This is a genomic window from Microbacterium caowuchunii (genome assembly GCF_008727755.1).
GTDB classification, from domain to species: Bacteria; Actinomycetota; Actinomycetes; order Actinomycetales; family Microbacteriaceae; genus Microbacterium; species Microbacterium caowuchunii.
This window is the reverse complement of the sequence record NZ_CP044231.1, coordinates 840785-857702: the sequence shown is the minus strand read 5'-3', so window position 1 is coordinate 857702 and position 16918 is coordinate 840785. Positions and strand designations below refer to the sequence as shown.

Below are 16918 nucleotides of genomic sequence, written 5' to 3'. Positions count from 1 at the left end.
TCGACCGGGCCGCGCGGGAACCGCTGGCATCATGGATGCATGGCCTCTGCACCGGTGGGACGCATCACACGGGGCACCACCGGCACGAACCGCCTGCGCCGGATCGACCGCTGGATCGCACGCCACCCGGTGCTGCGGAGGGCGGCTGCGGATCCGCTCGTCGTGGATCTCGGGTACGGCGCGAGCGGCGTCACCGCCCTCGAGCTCGAGGCCCGGCTGCACGCGGCGCGGACCGATGTCGAGGTCCGCGGGCTCGAGATCGATCCGGAACGGGTCCGCACCGCGCGGACGCAGCTGGAGCGGGTGCGCGCGGGTGCCACCGCGTTCCGGACGGACGCGCGGGTGGGGTTCGACCGGGGCGGATTCGAGGTCCCCTCGGCCCGGCGTCCCACGATCATCCGTGCCCTCAATGTGCTGCGGCAGTACGACGAGGCCGACGTCCCGGACGCCTGGGCACGGATGACGTCACGACTCGCGACCGACGGCATCCTCGTCGAGGGCACGTGCAACGAGGTGGGGCGGGTCGCGACGTGGGTGGAGGTCGGGGCGGATGCCGTGCCGCGCACGCTCACCGTCTCGCTGCGGCTGGCCGAGCTGGAGCGGCCGTCCATCGCCGCCGAGCGGCTGCCGAAAGCGCTCATCCACCGGAACGTCCCCGGGGAGGGCGTGCACGACTTCCTCCTGACGCTCGATCGCGAGTGGGATCGGGCAGCGCCCGTGTCGGCGTTCGGGCCGGTGCAGCGGTGGCGCGCGACGCTGCAGGCGATGACCGACGCCGGCTGGCCGCTGCGTCAGCGCGGGCGTTGGCGGCTGGGTGAGGTGACCGTCCCCTGGGAGCGGGTCGCCCCGCGCTGATCAGGGCTGGGTGGCGACAGGACGCCGGGACAACCGCGGCATCCGGGGCACGGCGGCAGCTGCACCGGCATCCGGGGGCACCACCGTCGTCGCCGTCGCGGTGACATCGCCCTCGGCCGTGGAGACGACGAGTCCGTCCCCGTCCACGGCGGCGGACCGCTTGACGACGGCCAGCGCGATGGGGCCGTCCTCGTGGTGACGGGCGACCGACGTGATCCGGCCGATCTCCGTCTCCCCCACCCGGAGCGGATCGCCGGGAGTGGGCAGGATGTCGTCGCTGCCGTCCAGTTGCAGGGCGATCACCCGGCGAGGCGGGTGGCCGAGGTTGTGCACCTTCGCGACCGTCTCCTGGCCGCGATAGCACCCCTTGTCCATGTGCACCGCGGTGCGCATCCAGTCGAGTTCGTGCGGGATGGTGCGTTCGTCGACCTCCGCCGACCACCGCGGACGCCAGGCCGCCACCCGGAGCGCTTCGACCGCCAGGGCTCCGGCGAGGGCCAGGTCGCCCGACACCGCCGCGTCGATCAGCCGCTGGAGCTCCGCCTCGGTGACCAGGACCTCGTTCCACCGCACCGCGTAACCCGGGTGATCCGCTTCGGGCGCGTAGCCCACACCTCCGGGACCGATCTCCGGCCACGGGTCCTTCCAGACCAGGGGCACCTCGTGGGGCGCCGCGGGGACGACGAGTCCGAGCCCGGCGTCGGTCACGCCGACGACGGCCAGTTCGTCGCTCGCGTCGCGCGGGGCGACGCGCAGCCGGAACCGCATGCGCAGGAGCCAGGCGAGCAGCGCATCGGCGTCGTCACGGTCGACGATCAGCCATGTCGTCTCGCCGTCGTCGAGGACGGCGGCGGCGTGCTCCACCCTTCCCTGCGGGTCCAGCACGAGGAGTTCGGTCGAGCGGCCCGGCTCGAGCCGGGTGAGAGCCTGCGAGGTCACCGAGTCCAGCCATGACAGGCGGTCCTCCCCGGTGACGGCGAGCACGCGGCGGTCCGCGCGCGGCGCGACGGCCGTCCCGCGTACGAGAGCGCGCTGCTCGATCAGCGGCCCGCCGGCGTGCTGGAGCACGCCCGCAGCCAGGACGGCGCCGGGTACCCGGCCGAGATCGGCATCCATCATTCCGCCTTCGCGAGTCGCGCGGAGGCGTGCGAGGCGAGGTCCGCACCGAGAGCCGCGATGTCCCAGGCCCAGAGCAGGTGCCCTTCGACGAGACCGTACATCCGCGTGGCGGCCGCATACGGCTTCGCGCTGGCCGAGCGCACGACGGCGTCGGTCGCGAGGTCGATGCGGGGCCCGCGGATCTGGCCGAGGTAGAGCTCGCTCACGCCGTCGGCATGCACGATCGACGCCTCGATCTCGAAGCCGCCCTCTGCGGTGCGCAGGGCCTCGACGTCATCGGCCGTGCGCACGGGCGCGACCCCGATTCCGGGGAGCAGCCCCGGGCCGGGTTCGGCGGCCGTCGCGGGGCGCACGAGACGCCAGAAGCCCACCTCGGACACGAGCGGCGTGCGCTCCTCGCCGTCGATGAGCCACGCGGATGCCGAGTAGCTGAGGACGGGGCCGCTGTCGCGGCTGAAGCTGACGCGGTGGGCGAACTCGCCGGTGAAGTGGTGTTCGCCGGCCGTGTAGTCGATGACTCCGGTCCCCTCCCACACCCCGAGCAGCCACGAGAGCGGCGCGAGGTCTGCGGGCAGATCGGTAGGGAGCTCGATCACGGCCCGTCCGTTATCGCTGTCCGCGATACAGGTTCTTGACCACGACCCCGGACACGAACACGATCGCGACCGAGGCGAGGGCCAGAAGTCCCACGAAGAACAGTTCGAGAGCGACGAGGTCCATGCGTTCTACTGTAGCGCCACGACAGGCGGGCCGGGCGACTCAGACGACGGCGGTCATGAGCGCGGCGAGCCCGAATGCGGCGCTGATCACGCCGAGCACCAGGAGCGCCCCGAGGGTGCTGAGCGCGACGCGGTGGATGAAGCGCTGCGCCCGTCCGTAGGCGAGCTGGACCCCGAACGCCATGATGAGGCATCCGCCCATGGCGATCGACATCCAGGTGAGGCGGGCGTCGGGGCTCACGAAGATCCCGATCGCGAGACCGGCGAGCAGTGCGACGATCCACACGGCGACGATGCCGCCGATGGGCCGGCGTGGCACGAGTTCGGTGGTCGACATACGATCATTGTCCCGCACGCGCGCCCGAACCGTGCACACGGCGGACCGGGTGCGAGTTCCGATGGTCCTGACACGGCATAAGATGAGGCCGATACGCCGACCCGGCCGGAAGGGTTTCTCCCGTGGCACAGCTTCTCGTTCTGAGCTCCGCCGGTGGCGCGCCTGCACTGCCTGCCCTCGAACTGCTGAGTCATCGGGTGCGTCAGATCCCGGCGGAACCCGCCCAGCTGGTCAACGCCCCCTCCGCCGACGTCATCTTCCTGGACGCCCGGATGGACCTCGTCGGGGCGAAGTCGCTGTGCAAGATCCTCACCACGACCGGACTCGACGCCCCGCTCGTCCTGATCGTCACCGAGGGCGGACTGACCGCCGTGTCGGCCGACTGGGGCGTGGACGACGTGATCCTCGTGACCGCCGGCCCCGCGGAGGTGGACGCCCGCATCCGCCTGGCCGTCGGACGGATGTCGAAGGAGCAGGTCTCGACCCGCATCCAGACCTCCGGCATCACGATCGACGAGTCCTCCTACGCCGCGAAGGTGCACGGCAAGCCGCTGGATCTCACTTACAAGGAGTTCCAGCTGCTGCACTTCTTCGCCACGCATCCCTCGCGCGTATTCACGCGCGAGCAGCTGCTCAGCGAGGTGTGGGGCTACGACTACTTCGGCGGGACACGGACGGTCGATGTGCACGTCCGGCGCCTGCGCGCGAAGCTCGGTGATCTCGAACAGCTCATCGGCACCGTGCGCAACGTCGGCTACCGGTTCAACGTGTACGAGGACGACCAGGTCCCGGCCACGAAGGACCGCTCCGACGCCTGATCGAAACCGGCGCGGCGGCCACCTCATCCTGCAATGATGAGGAGATGATTCCTGACGAGATGCTCGACTCCGGGCTCGGCGACGCGGATGACGACGACTTCGACTCGGCCGTAGGCATCGCGGATGCCGAACTGCCCGACCACCGCTATCTCGACCGCGAGCTGAGCTGGCTCTCGTTCAACCAGCGCGTGCTGGAACTGGGCGAGGACCCGCGGGTCCCGGCGCTCGAACGTGCCAACTTCCTCGCGATCTTCGGCAGCAACCTCGACGAGTTCTTCATGGTCCGCGTCGCCGGGCTCAAACGCCGCATCATCACCGGGCTCGCACTCCCCTCCAACGTCGGGCGCGCGGCGCAGGACGTGCTCGCCGACATCTCCCGCGATGCGCACGCGCTGCAGCTGCGGCACGCCGAGGCGTGGCAGAGCCTGGTCAAGCCCGCGCTGGCGGACGCCGGCATCGAGGTCATTGGATGGGGCGACCTCGACGAGACCGACCGCGAGACGCTGCACGACTACTTCCAGGCGCAGGTCTTCCCCGTGCTCATGCCGCTCGCGGTCGATCCGGCCCACCCCTTCCCCTACATCTCCGGGCTCTCCCTCAACCTCGCGATCCGGGTGCGCAACGCCAAGACCGGCCGCCAGGAGTTCGCCCGGCTCAAGGTGCCGCCGATGCTGCCCCGCTTCGTGCGGGTCTCCCGCGACGGCGACCACGCCCGCTACCTGCCGTTGGAGGACCTCATCTCCAACCACCTCGGGGACCTCTTCCCCGGGATGGAGATCCTCGACCACCACGCGTTCCGGCTCACCCGCAACGAGGACGTCGTGATCGAGGAGGACGAGACCGAGAACCTCATCCAGGCGCTAGAGGCGGAGCTGCTGCGCCGGCGGTTCGGTCCCCCGATCCGGCTCGAGATCACCGACGACATGGACGACCTGACGCTCGACCTGCTCCTGAAGGAGCTCGACATCACCGAGCAGGAGGTCTACCGGCTCCCCGGCCCGCTCGACCTGCGTGGGCTGTTCGACCTGTCCCGCATCGACCGCCCCGACCTGCACTTCCCGCCGCACGTGCCCACCACCGCGGTGGCGTTCCAGCCGGGCGACAACAACGAACGCCCCGACATCTTCGCGGCGATCCGCAAGGGGGACGTGCTCGTCCACCACCCGTACGAGTCGTTCGCGACCAGTGTGCAGGCGTTCCTGGAGCAGGCGGCGAAGGATCCCCACGTCCTGGCCATCAAGCAGACCCTCTACCGCACCTCCGGCGACAGCCCGATCGTGCAGGCGCTCATCGACGCCGCCGAGGCGGGCAAGCAGGTGCTCGCGCTCGTCGAGGTGAAGGCACGCTTCGACGAGGCGAACAACATCGTCTGGGCACGCAAGCTCGAGAAGGCCGGCGTCCACGTGGTCTACGGCCTCGTCGGGCTGAAGACCCACTGCAAGCTCGCACTCGTCATCCGCCAGGAGGGCGGCGTGCTGCGCAGTTACAGCCACGTCGGCACGGGCAACTACAACCCGAAGACCAGCCGAATCTACGAGGACCTCGGCCTGTTCACGGTCGACCCGGATGTCGGCCGCGATCTGACCCGGCTCTTCAACGAACTCAGCGGCTACGCCATCGAGAAGAAGTTCAAGCGCCTCCTGGTCGCCCCGCTGCACCTGCGCAAGGGCCTCATCCGGCTGATCGACCGGGAGCGTCGGAACGCCGAGAGCGGCAAGCTCGCCGGCATCCGCATCAAGGTCAACTCGATGGTCGATGAGCAGATCATCGACGCGCTCTACCGGGCGAGTCAGGCCGGGGTGCCGATTCAGATCTGGGTGCGCGGCATCTGCAGCATCCGCCCGGGTGTCCCGGGGATGAGCGAGAACATCACGGTGCGCTCGATCCTCGGGCGGTACCTCGAGCACTCGCGGATCTTCGCCTTCCGCAACGACGGCGACCCGCAGGCCTACATCGGCAGCGCCGACATGATGCACCGGAACCTGGACCGCCGGGTCGAAGCGCTCGTGCGCATCGCCGCACCCGAGCAGGTGGCCGAGCTCAACGACCTCTTCGCCCTGGCCATGAGCGACGAGACCAGCTCGTGGTGGCTCGGTGAGGACGGCGTCTGGACCCGGCATTCCGCGGATGCCGACGGCGCGCCGCTGACCGACATCCAGGACAAGACGATGGCGATGGTGCAGCGGCGCCGCCGCTCCCGCGCGGTGCGATGACCGAGACGGCCGTGTACGCCGCCGGCGGAGTCGTCTGGCGCCGGGTGGAGGGCAAGCTCCACGTCCTGCTCATCCACCGCACCCGCTACCGGGACGTCACGCTGCCCAAGGGGAAGGTCGATCCCGGCGAGGCGCTCGCCGAGACGGCCGTCCGCGAGATCTTCGAGGAGACCGGCATCCGGGTGCACCTGGGGCTGCCGGTGGGTGTCTCCCGCTACCGCCTCCCGAGCAAGCGCACCAAGATCGTGCACTACTGGTCGGCGCAGGCGACGGAGGGAGCGATCCGTGACTCGGCGTTCGTGCCGAACAAGGAGATCGCCGCACTGGAGTGGGTCACGCCCAAACGGGCGCTCGGTTACCTGAGTTACCCGGTCGACGTGGAGATCCTGGAGAACTTCCTCCGCTTCGTCGACGACGGGGTGCTGGAGACGTTCCCGCTCATCGTGCTCCGCCACGCCAAGGCCCTCTCCCGAGACGACTGGGACGGCCCCGACGCCGCCCGGCCGCTCAGCCCCCGCGGCCGCAAGCAGGCCGACGCGATCGTCGGCCCCCTCCGCAGCTTCGGCGTGCGCCGGATCGTCTCCAGCGACGCGGTCCGCTGCGTCGCGACGGTGCAGCCGCTCGCGAAGGCGCTGCGCCGCGACATCCGTACCACGCCGCTGATCAGCCAGGACGCGTGGGAGGACGGTACGACGGATGCACGCAAGGTCATCGGCAAACGCGTCCGCGCCCGGAAGCCCGCGGTGATCTGCAGCCACGGACCGGTCCTTCCCGACCTGCTGAACGAACTGGCTCTCGCCACGGGCACGCTCCGCGGCTCCTATCTCGGGAGCGCATCGGCGCTCGAGGTGGCGGCGTTCTCGGTCGTCCATCTGTCCCTGACCAACCCGGGCTCCGGCATCGCGGCGATCGAGACGCATCTGCCGAAGCCCTGATCCGCGCCGCCACGACCGCCCTCGGCGGTGTCCTCGGCACGTCCTGGGCATCCGCGATCGGTACGCCGCGTGAACGGATGGTGATGCGGCGATACCGTACGCACGGTTCCGCCTGGATCCGTTCACCTGGCGTTCACCCGCACAGCGCATTCTGGTCAACGCACGCACTTAGTTTCTGGGTGGCCCCGCACCGGGCTTGTCTCCCGAACATGTGAAGGATGTCGTTGTGAAGATCACCCGTATCGCCCAGGTGGGCGCCCTCGCCGCCGTCGCCGCGCTCACTCTCGCCGGCTGTGCCGCGAACGAACGCGGTGGCCCGGCCACCGAAGCGCCCGAGGGCGCCCTGTCCGGCAACCTCGTCGGCGGCGGCGCGTCCTCGCAGGAGGTCGCCGTCCAGGCCTGGACCGCCGGCCTGCAGGCCACGAACCCCGGGATCACGGTCGACTACGATCCGTCCGGCTCCGGCACCGGTCGCGAGGCCTTCCAGGCCGGCGCCATCGCCTTCGCCGGATCCGACCGCCCCTTCACGCTGGATGAGATCGAGGCCGGACCGTTCGACGGCTGCGCCGAAGGCTCGGACCTCGTCGAGATCCCGACCTACATCTCCCCCATCGCGGTGATCTTCAACCTGGACGGCATCGAGTCGCTCAACCTCGACGCGCCCACGCTGGCCGGGATCTTCGCCGGCACGATCACCACCTGGAACGACCCGGCCATCGTGGCGCTCAACGAGGGGGTGGCGCTGCCGGCGACGAACATCAACCCCGTGCACCGCTCCGACAAGTCGGGCACCACGGGGAACTTCACCGACTACCTGAGCGCCAACGCCGGGTCCGTCTGGACCTACGGCTCCGTCGAGGAGTGGCCGGTGTCCGGCGGCGAGGCCGCACAGGGCACCTCGGGCGTCGTCTCCGCGGTCGAGGGCGGACAGGGCACGATCGGCTACGCCGACGCCTCGCGCGCCGGCAACCTGGGTACCGCGGCCATCAAGGTCGGCGACGAGTTCGTCTCGTACTCGCCCGAGGCCGCCGCGGCCAGCGTCGACGTCTCCCCCGAGGAGGAGGGCCGCGCCGCGACCGACATCGCGATCAAGCTGGACCGCACCACGACGGAAGCGGGTACCTACCCGCTCGTGCTCGTCAGCTACCTCATCGGCTGCGCGCAGTACGCCGACGCCGAGACCGGGGAGCTCGTGAAGGGCTTCTTCGAGTACGCGGCGAGCGAGCAGGGCCAGACCGCTGCGGCGGACGCGGCCGGCAGCGCACCCATCTCCCAGACGCTGCGCGAGCAGATCAACACCGCCGTCGCCACGATCGAGTGATCGCCCGGTGCCCGGTCCCGACGCGCATGTCGGGACCGGGCACCCTTATGACCATCCTCTGCCAGCGAGAGAATCGAGCCCATGACCACGACAACCGCGGAGCCGCGCACCGCGAATCTGAAGGGGAAGCAGCGTCCCGGCGACCGCTGGTTCTCCGCGACGGCGCTGGCGGCCGGCTCGATGATCCTCGTGACGCTCGCCGCCGTCGCTATCTTCCTCATCGTGCAGTCGCTCCCGGCGCTGTTCGCGACGAACGAGGATGCCTCGATCCTCCCGACGAACTTCTGGGACTACGTCTGGCCCCTCGTCTTCGGGACGGTGTGGGCCGCCGCTCTCGCCCTCGTGATGGCCGTGCCGCTCTCGCTCGGCGTCGCACTGTTCATCTCGCACTACGCGCCGCGCCGGCTCTCTCAGGCGCTCGGATACGTCGTCGACCTGCTGGCGGCCGTCCCGTCGGTCGTCTTCGGTCTCTGGGGCATCGGTGTGCTCGCCCCCGCGGTGCAGCCGATCTACACGTGGTTCGTCGACAACGTCGGGTGGTTCCCGCTGTTCAACGGCCCGGTCTCGAGCACCGGGCGCACGATCTTCACCGCGGCGATGGTGCTCGCGGTCATGGTCACGCCGATCATCACGGCGATCTGCCGTGAGATCTTCCTGCAGACCCCCGTGCTCCACGAAGAGGCGGCCCTCGCCCTCGGCGCCACGCGCTGGGAGATGGTGCGGATGGCGGTGCTCCCGTTCGGCCGCAGCGGAATCGTGTCGGCCGCGATGCTGGGGCTCGGCCGCGCGCTGGGTGAGACCATGGCCGTCGCCATGGTGCTGTCGGTCTCCGGCGGGATCTCCTTCAAACTCTTCACCCCCGACAACCCCAACACGATCGCGGCGAACATCGCGCTGAGCTTCCCCGAGGCGTACGGGACGAACATCAACGTCCTCATCGCCACGGGCCTCATCCTGTTCGTCGTGACCTTCGCCGTCAACGCCGTCGCCCGCTACATCGTGAGCCGGCGCAAGGAATTCTCGGGGGCAAACTGATGACCGCGACCCTCACTCCCCCGCGCACCACCATGGGCGGCACGACCACCCGGCTCACCAACGGCCGGCTGCCCAAGTGGGCGCCCTGGACGCTCCTCGGCGCGACGCTGCTGGTCGTCTTCGCGCTTTTCCTCATCGTCGCCGCCGCAGGCGGGGATGCGGTGAACGTTGCCGGCTGGATGGTCTGCTCGGCGATCGTCTACCTCGTCCTCATCTACGTCCTGTCCGCGATCATCGAGGGTCACAGGAAGGCGCTGGACCGCCTGGTCACCGGGATCGTCTCGGCCGCGTTCGTCCTGGCGATGGTCCCGCTCATCTCGGTCGCCTTCACGGTCGTCACCCTCGGCGCCCCGAACTGGAGCGCCGAGTTCTTCTCGAACTCGATGCGCAACATCGTCGGCGAGGGCGGCGGCGCCCTGCACGCGGTCGTCGGCACCGTCCTGATCACGCTGTCGGCCGCTGTGATCTCCATCCCGATCGGACTGTTCACGGCGATCTACCTGATCGAGTACGGGGCGGGCAAGCGCCTGGCACGCGGCATCACCTTCCTGGTGGACGTGATGACCGGCATCCCCTCCATCGTGGCCGGGCTCTTCGCCTACGCCCTGTTCGCCCTCTTCCTCGGTCCGGGTGTCCGTCTCGGCATCATCGGCGCCGTCGCGCTGGCTGTGCTGATGATCCCGGTCGTCGTGCGTTCCACCGAGGAGATGCTCCGCCTGGTTCCCAACGAGCTGCGTGAGGCGGCGTACGCGCTCGGTGTGCCCAAGTGGCTCACCATCCTCAAGGTGGTCCTCCCCACCTCGATCGCCGGCATCACGACCGGGGTGATGCTCTCCATCTCCCGGGTCATCGGCGAGACCGCACCGCTGCTGATCACGGCCGGCTTCACCGCATCCATGAACTACGACCTCTTCAACGGGCGGATGCAGACCCTGCCCGTGTTCACCTACACGCAGTACATGAACCAGGGGATCCCGCCCGAGGCGTACATCGGCCGGGCCTGGGCCGCCGCCCTCACCCTCATCGTCATCGTCATGCTGCTCAACCTCGTCGCCCGGACCGTCGCGAAGGTCTTCGCGCCGAAGACCGGCCGCTGATCACACCGAAGGAACCTCGTGTCCAAGAGCATCGAAGTCAACGACCTCAACGTCTACTACGGTGATTTCCTCGCCGTGGAGGGCGTCTCCCTGCAGATCGAGCCGCGCAGCGTCACCGCGTTCATCGGGCCGTCCGGATGCGGCAAGTCCACCTTCCTGCGCACGCTCAACCGCATGCACGAGGTCATCCCGGGCGCCCGCGTCGAGGGCGAGGTGCTGCTCGACGGCGACGACCTGTACGGACCGGGCATCGACCCCGTGCTGGTGCGCCGCCAGATCGGCATGGTCTTCCAGCGGCCGAACCCCTTCCCGACGATGTCGATCCGTGAGAACGTCCTGGCCGGGGTGAAGCTCAACAACAAACGCATCTCGAAGTCGGACGCCGACGCCCTGGTCGAGACGTCGCTGCGCGGGGCGAACCTCTGGAACGAGGTCAAGGACCGGCTCGAGAAGCCCGGCTCGGGACTCTCCGGCGGCCAGCAGCAGCGCCTGTGCATCGCCCGGGCCATCGCCGTCTCCCCCGACGTCCTCCTCATGGACGAGCCGTGTTCGGCGCTCGACCCGATCTCGACCTATGCGATCGAGGAGCTGATCGACGAGCTGAAGAGCGAGTACACGATCGTGATCGTGACGCACAACATGCAGCAGGCCAGCCGCGTCTCGGACAAGACGGCCTTCTTCAACATCGCCGGCACCGGCAAGCCGGGCAAGCTCATCGAGTACGACAACACCTCGACCATCTTCACCACCCCCTCCGTTCAGGCCACCGAGGACTACGTCTCCGGCCGCTTCGGCTGAGCTCGCCGCGGGGGTTGGCGCCTCGGGCGCCGGCCTCGGGCGCCGGGCTGGCCCGGGCTGGCCCGGGCTGGCCCACCCCGGCACAACGGCACAGATCCCGACCGACACCCCGGCCACCCGCATCCGGACACGGCGTGTCGCCACCCATCTCCGCCACTGTGCGCGGATTCGGCGGCACGGTTCCCGGGACCCCGGGACCCACCCCGGACGCCGCGCAGGGGGGATGCTTCCTCCCCAGGCGGTGACCCGCGCCATCTGTTCACGGGTTCGGCCACGGCACGGCGACGGGATGCGGTGCCGGCCAGCCTGGAGACATGTGCGCGACGACGGGACCGGTGATCCAGACGTATGCGCAGCTGCGGGCCGGCGGGTTGTCCCGCTCCCAGCTGGAGTCCCAGCTCGACATCGGAAGCCTCATCCGACTCCGCCGGGGTGTGTACGCGGTGAGCGGCACGTGCGTCGACGTGCGCGCCGCGGCGACCCACGGCGGGTCGCTCGCCTGCGTCTCCGGGCTGCGCCACCGCGGCGTGTGGGTGCTCGATGACGCCCCGGACCTGCACGTGTGGATGCTGCCGGGGGCGCATCGGCAGCATCCGTCGTCCACGGCGGGGGTGCCCGGGTGCGCCTGCATCGCGCACTGGGACGCCGCGAGCGGCGATCGATTCGACATCCCATCCGTCGCGCGCCTGCTGCGTCAGCTTCTGATGTGCCGCGGCACCGAGCACTTCTTCGTCTCGCTCGAGTCGGCACTTCGACAGGGCATGCTCAGTTCGGCCGATCTCACCTGGCTGCGCTGCAATACGAACGAGGCGGGACGGACGGCGATCGCCTTCGCCCGGACGGATGCCGACAGCGGAATCGAGTCGCTGCTGCGCTGGCGGCTGCGCGATCATGGGCTCCAGGTGAGGACCCAGGCCCGGATCCCGTCCGTCGGGATCGTCGACCTGCTCATCGGCGATCGGCTGCTCGTGGAGGCCGATGGCGGGCTGAATCACGCATCCGCGCCCCTGCGTCACAAGGATCTCGTCCGGGATGCCAACGCCGCCGCCTGGGGCTACGTCACCCTGAGGTTCGACTACGCGATGATCGTGCACGACTGGGACCTGGTCGAACGCGCGATCCTCGGCGCGGTCCACGCCGGGCACCACCGCTGATCGTCGCCCCGGGGTCGGGACGGCGCCCGCCGCACGCCCGCCGCACGACCGGCGCGGGGCCGGTGACATGCCCGGCACCGGCGCACAACGGCGGAGATCATGAGCGACACCCCGCGCACCTCCATCCGGAAGCGGGAGGGCACTGGCGGTCTCCGCAGTTGTGCGTCACAGGTGGCGCGCGCGGCCGTCCGATATCTTGCTGAGGTGCTTCCCCGGGATACCGCCAGACTCCGCTTCCGCCGGATGGGGCCGTCCGACCTGGACGCGATGGCTCGTCTCCTCGGCGACCCGGACGTCATGCATTACTACCCCGCGCCCAAGACCCGCGAAGAAGCAGCTGCGTGGATCGCATGGAACGAGCGCAACTACTCCGAGCACGGGTACGGACTCTGGATCATCGAGACGCACACGGGCGCCTTCATCGGGGATTGCGGCCTCACCTGGCAGGACGTCAACGGGTTCCACCGGCTCGAAGTGGGGTACCACGTCGTCCCGGAATGGCAGGGGCGGGGCATCGCGACAGAGGCGGCTGCGGCATGCCGCGACCTCGTCGCCGAGGAACTCGACGTGCGGGAGCTGATCGCCATCATCCACCCGGAGAATCGGGCATCTGAGCGCGTCGCCACCAAGATCGGGATGCAGCGCGTCGAGGACGATCGCACGGCGGGCCGTTCACGCCGCATCGTCTTGAGCATGACCGTGTGAAGCTGCGGACCGGCGGACGCGGGCGGTGGGCGCGGTGGCTACGATCGCTGGGCGCGGTGCGGCGCGGCGCGGCGCGGATTCACGGGCGCACAACGGCGGAGATCATGACCGACACCCCGTGCCACAGCATCCCGGACCGGCGTGGCGCGGGAGATCCCCGCCGTTGTGCACGGGACCGAACGGGCCGTTGTGCACGGGACCGAACGGGACGGGGTGCACTGAACCGAACGGGATGGCGCGACCCGATCCACGAAGCGCGGATGCGGACGGGTCAGGACCTGGGCGAGAGCAGGTAGTCGTTCAGCTCCCGCGTGAAGGCGGCGTCGTACGGCAGCGGCGCGTCGTCGACGGCGGTGATGCCGGCCGCGAGCCTGACGCTGGAGACGAGCCATGCCGCATCCGCCTCGAACAGCGCCGCCGTCGGCAGCGTCTCGTACGCGGTCTCGAAACCGCGATCCTCGAGGTGGGCGAACAGACTCAGCTGGGTCGTCCCGTGCAGGATGCCGGCACCCGGCGCGGGGGTGACGAAGCGGTCGCCCTGCCGCAGGACGAGGGACGACGTCGGTCCTTCGAGGAGGACGCCGTCGCTCGAGACGAAGACGGCGTCATCCGCCCCGCGACGGCGGGCCTCGCGAAGCGCGGCCATGTTCGGCGCATACGAGAGGGTCTTCGCTCCGAGCAGGAGCCACGGCGCCCGTGCCGGCGCGCCGCTGTCGAACCCGCGGTCCAGGACGACCACGCGCACGCCGTTCTCGCGGGCAGCCGTGTTGTCGGCGGCCGAGGCGACCGTCACCCACGCGGTCGGTGCGGGTCCGTGCTCGACCCCGCGGCTGAGGATGAGCTTGATCACGCACTCCCCCGGCGGGCACTGCGCCGCGGCCACCGACACGGCCTGCGCCCACTGCGCGAGATTCGGCGCGGGCAGGTCGCACACGCGCGCGGAGTGCGCGAGCCGCTCCAGATGCGCCTGCACCTCCTGTGGGTGCGCGTCCACGACACCGATCGACTCGAAGATCCCGTCGCCACGCTGCGTGCTCAGCTCGCCGATACTCAGCGCCGGAGCGGACGGATCGATGGGAGTGAGCGTGTCGGCGAAATCCGCACGGGACTCGTCGGATGCTGCGGGCTCGATCAGGAGCGCGAAACGCCAGGCCATCCCCAGAGCCTAGTCGGGGGAATGCGCGGGGGCGCCGTGCCGTTACACTGGAACAGCCGGGCCGCAGTAACCCCGGGCTCCAAAATCTGCCGCTGCGAGCGGCCTTGCGCCGAGAGGCGTTTCTGCGGCCTGGCGCTTCCTTTTCCCGGGCGCTTCGCGCCGTTGCCCGGGGCCGGATCCTGCCGCCGAGGCCATGCTGAGCACGCCCGCCCGGATCCGCGAGCCCCCGCCGCCGACGCTGACGACTACCCACCGCTCCCGGCAGATCCCGCCGCGGCCAGGCGGGCCCGCTCAAGCCAGGCAGATCCGTCCGCTCAAGCCAGGCAGATCCGTCCGCTCAGGCCAGGCAGATCCCGGCCCGCTCAGGTCAGGGAGTCCCGACGCCAGAGCGCGGCGCAGGCGGAGAGGTCCTCGGCGTAGGTGGCCAGCCGGAGGGCACGCGTCGTCAGGGCCGACCCCCGCTGCGGTTCGGTCGCTTCGTAGTCGTCCGCGAGATGTGTCGAGCCGGAGGCGACGACGCGGCAGAAGGCCGCGGCGCGCTCCAGGGCGACCGCGAAATCCCCCTGGAACAGGCCCCGCATGATCGTGTCGATCAACGCCACGAGTTCTTCCGGCCCGGCCGGCGCGGGAGCCCCCGCGACGATCACGTCGGCGGACGCGAGCTCCCCGCGGCCGCGCTCGTAGAGGAAGGCGGCGGTGCGCGGGTCGTCGTGGATCATCACCTGCAGCAGGTACAGCCGCCACAGGGCACCCGGCAGCGAGCGCGCCGGCGCACGCGACCACAGCTCGGCGATGTCGTCGATGCCGTGGTCGTCGGTGAACGCCACGAGGCGGTCGACGGTGCCCGCATCCGGATCCGCACGCACCCGCGTCAGCAGGGCGGATGCGGTGGTGTGGGCGACACGGGACACCTCGGCCGGGTCCTCGGCGGGGAAGATCCGGTCGAACAGTTCCGCGGGGCGGCGGACGGGTTTGTGGAAGCGTGTGGCGTCGTCGGTCATCCCTACCAGGCTACGTGGCGATCGCGACGATCGGGCTACCTGTGGGGATTCCGCCGGGCGCCCCGCCCGACGGTTCCACCGTGATCGCGATCGTGTCGCCCTCGTGCATCTCCCCGCCGAGGATCGCGGTGGCGTCACCGTCGTCCACGGCGAAGACACCGGCCGAGATCGGTTCACCATCCCGGAGGTACCAGAGCTCGTAGGTCTTGTCCTCGGGGATGGTGGGTAGGTCGTCCGACACCAGGACGGCCTCGCCGAGGCTGGGCGACCAGTGCAGGACGGCTTCCCCTCCGCCGTCCACCGTCGCCGCTGCGGACTGTGCGTCCGCGGCGCTCTCGATCCGTTCCAGAGCGACGACCGGTTCGGGCCGGTTCAGTTGCTGCGAGACCACCGCGACCGCACCTCCGATGCCGATGATCAGCACCAGGCAGGCGGCGAGCGCGAACCACGCACGCGTGCCCCATCCCCGTCGCGGCGCATCGGAAGGGGTGCTTCCGCCGGCGGAATGCGGGCGGGTGTCCTCCGGGGCCGAATGCGGGCTGGCGCCCCCGGTCTCCGGGCCCGAGTGCGCGCGCGCGTCGGCCGAATGCGGGCGGGCATCCCCGTCCGCCGAATGCGGGCGCTCGTCCCCGGCCTTCGAGTGCGGGCGGGCGCCCTCCTGCGACGGCGCGTCCCGCGGCGGCGGGGCATCCTGCGGGGTCACGGCGATCCGGGCGAGGAGGGCGTCACGGATCCCCGCGGGAGGAACGACCTCGGGGACCCGCTCGGCGAGGAGGGATGCGGCCTCCCGGTCGGCGTCGAGACGCTCCTGGAGTGCGGGCTCGGTCGCGAGGGTGTCACGCAGAGCCCGCTCGTCGTCGGGGGTCAGCGCGTGCAGGGCGTCACCCGCCGACAGTTCGTCGAAATCCCGTTCACTCATGGCGTCACCCCCATGCTGCTCCTCAGTCGGGACAGGCCGTCCCGCATCCTGGTCTTCACGGTCCCGAGCGGTGACCCCAGCAGAGCCGCGATCTCGCTCTGAGAGTAGCCGCCGTAGTACGCGAGGGTGATCGCCTCGCGCTGAGCCTCGGGCAGCTCCGCAAGGGCCTGGGCCACCCGCTTCCCCTCTATTCTCAACTCCACCTGCTCGGCCACGCCATCATGCGGGACCTCCAGGTCACGGAAGCCCACACGCACGTCCCGATCGGCCCTCGACTGCGCGGCGCGGACGCGGTCCACCGCACGTCGGTGCGCCATCGTGAGCACCCACGACCTTCCCTGTCCCCTATTCGGAACGAACCGGGCGGCGGATTGCCACACTTCGAGGAAGACCTCCTGCAGCACCTCCTCGCTCTGGGCCCGATCCACGAGCACACGGAGGATGAGTCCGAACACGCGGGGCGAGAGCATGTCGTACAGGCGGGCGAACGCGTTCTGGTCCCCACCGGCGACCCGCTGGATCAGCTCACCGACGTGGTCGACCGACCCGCTCCCGTCATCCGGGACGTCGATGCCGTCGATCACCATTGGTCCAGCATGCCCCACGCGCCCCGACCGGACCGGGACCCTTGCGCGGGAACGATTTACCCGTTCCGTGCAATCCGATCTCGATCGCTCCCCGAATGCCTCGTGAACGTCGCGGTCGCGGCGGGATGGGACGCACCGCCCCATCCGTA

At 70.3% G+C, this 16918-nt stretch carries 17 protein-coding genes; 10 read left to right on the top strand and 7 right to left on the bottom strand.

What is annotated here, in order from left to right; all coding sequences use genetic code 11:
* Positions 1–39: 39 nt before the first annotated feature.
* Positions 40–855 (top strand): class I SAM-dependent methyltransferase, encoded by an 816-nt coding sequence (locus F6J84_RS04025; protein ID WP_150971584.1) that lies wholly within the window; start codon positions 40–42, stop codon positions 853–855.
* Here the strand turns inward: F6J84_RS04025 and ygfZ are convergent, their stop codons facing one another.
* The 3 genes from ygfZ to F6J84_RS04010 all read right to left on the bottom strand — a co-directional run bounded on the left by ygfZ (position 856) and on the right by F6J84_RS04010 (position 3030).
* Positions 856–1974, bottom strand: a complete 1119-nt coding sequence (gene ygfZ, locus F6J84_RS04020) for a CAF17-like 4Fe-4S cluster assembly/insertion protein YgfZ (protein WP_150971582.1) — start codon at positions 1972–1974, stop codon at positions 856–858.
* Positions 1971–2570 carry a heme-binding beta-barrel domain-containing protein gene (locus tag F6J84_RS04015; protein ID WP_150971580.1) on the bottom strand — a complete coding sequence of 200 codons (600 nt, stop codon included), beginning with the start codon at positions 2568–2570 and terminating at the stop codon, positions 1971–1973. The genes ygfZ and F6J84_RS04015 overlap by 4 nt, the downstream gene beginning before the upstream one ends.
* Before the next feature lie 163 nt (positions 2571–2733).
* Positions 2734–3030 carry a hypothetical protein gene (locus F6J84_RS04010; protein WP_150971572.1) on the bottom strand — a complete coding sequence of 99 codons (297 nt, stop codon included), beginning with the start codon at positions 3028–3030 and terminating at the stop codon, positions 2734–2736.
* 122 nt (positions 3031–3152) lie between these two features.
* Between F6J84_RS04010 and F6J84_RS04005 the strand changes: the two genes are divergently transcribed.
* The 9 genes from F6J84_RS04005 (at position 3153) to F6J84_RS03965 (ending at position 13106) form a co-directional block, all read left to right on the top strand.
* Positions 3153–3848 (top strand): winged helix-turn-helix domain-containing protein, encoded by a 696-nt coding sequence (locus tag F6J84_RS04005; protein WP_150971570.1) that lies wholly within the window; start codon positions 3153–3155, stop codon positions 3846–3848.
* 44 nt (positions 3849–3892) lie between these two features.
* Positions 3893–6061, top strand: a complete 2169-nt coding sequence (locus F6J84_RS04000; protein ID WP_150971568.1) for an RNA degradosome polyphosphate kinase — start codon at positions 3893–3895, stop codon at positions 6059–6061.
* Positions 6058–6996: an NUDIX hydrolase gene (locus tag F6J84_RS03995; RefSeq protein WP_150971566.1), complete on the top strand. Its 939-nt coding sequence runs from the start codon at positions 6058–6060 to the stop codon at positions 6994–6996. Before F6J84_RS04000 ends, F6J84_RS03995 begins: the two co-directional genes overlap by 4 nt.
* Positions 6997–7222: 226 nt before the next feature.
* A complete protein-coding gene (gene pstS, locus F6J84_RS03990; protein ID WP_150971564.1) occupies positions 7223–8317 on the top strand; it encodes a phosphate ABC transporter substrate-binding protein PstS in 1095 nt (364 codons plus the stop codon).
* Positions 8318–8398: 81 nt separating this feature from the next.
* Positions 8399–9352, top strand: coding sequence for a phosphate ABC transporter permease subunit PstC (pstC, locus tag F6J84_RS03985; protein WP_150971562.1), 954 nt, complete (start codon positions 8399–8401; stop codon positions 9350–9352).
* Positions 9352–10449, top strand: a complete 1098-nt coding sequence (pstA, locus tag F6J84_RS03980; protein ID WP_191905746.1) for a phosphate ABC transporter permease PstA — start codon at positions 9352–9354, stop codon at positions 10447–10449. The genes pstC and pstA overlap by 1 nt, the downstream gene beginning before the upstream one ends.
* 18 nt (positions 10450–10467) lie before the next feature.
* Entirely contained in the window at positions 10468–11247 is a 780-nt protein-coding gene (gene pstB, locus F6J84_RS03975; protein WP_150894583.1) for a phosphate ABC transporter ATP-binding protein PstB, read from the top strand.
* A 314-nt stretch (positions 11248–11561) separates the two neighbouring features.
* Positions 11562–12401 carry a type IV toxin-antitoxin system AbiEi family antitoxin domain-containing protein gene (locus F6J84_RS03970; RefSeq protein WP_150971560.1) on the top strand — a complete coding sequence of 280 codons (840 nt, stop codon included), beginning with the start codon at positions 11562–11564 and terminating at the stop codon, positions 12399–12401.
* A gap of 171 nt (positions 12402–12572) precedes the next feature.
* Positions 12573–13106 (top strand): GNAT family N-acetyltransferase, encoded by a 534-nt coding sequence (locus F6J84_RS03965; protein ID WP_420846191.1) that lies wholly within the window; start codon positions 12573–12575, stop codon positions 13104–13106.
* Between the two features lie 271 nt (positions 13107–13377).
* Here the strand turns inward: F6J84_RS03965 and F6J84_RS03960 are convergent, their stop codons facing one another.
* The 4 genes from F6J84_RS03960 to sigK form a co-directional block, all read right to left on the bottom strand.
* Complete coding sequence (locus tag F6J84_RS03960) at positions 13378–14262, bottom strand: aminodeoxychorismate lyase (RefSeq protein WP_150971556.1); 885 nt, start codon at positions 14260–14262, stop codon at positions 13378–13380.
* 362 nt (positions 14263–14624) lie between these two features.
* Positions 14625–15263 carry a DNA-directed RNA polymerase subunit beta gene (locus F6J84_RS03955; RefSeq protein WP_150971554.1) on the bottom strand — a complete coding sequence of 213 codons (639 nt, stop codon included), beginning with the start codon at positions 15261–15263 and terminating at the stop codon, positions 14625–14627.
* A gap of 10 nt (positions 15264–15273) precedes the next feature.
* Positions 15274–16182, bottom strand: coding sequence for an anti-sigma factor (locus F6J84_RS03950; RefSeq protein WP_150971552.1), 909 nt, complete (start codon positions 16180–16182; stop codon positions 15274–15276).
* Positions 16179–16769 carry an ECF RNA polymerase sigma factor SigK gene (gene sigK, locus F6J84_RS03945; protein ID WP_150894596.1) on the bottom strand — a complete coding sequence of 197 codons (591 nt, stop codon included), beginning with the start codon at positions 16767–16769 and terminating at the stop codon, positions 16179–16181. Before sigK ends, F6J84_RS03950 begins: the two co-directional genes overlap by 4 nt.
* Between the last annotated feature and the right edge of the window lie 149 nt (positions 16770–16918).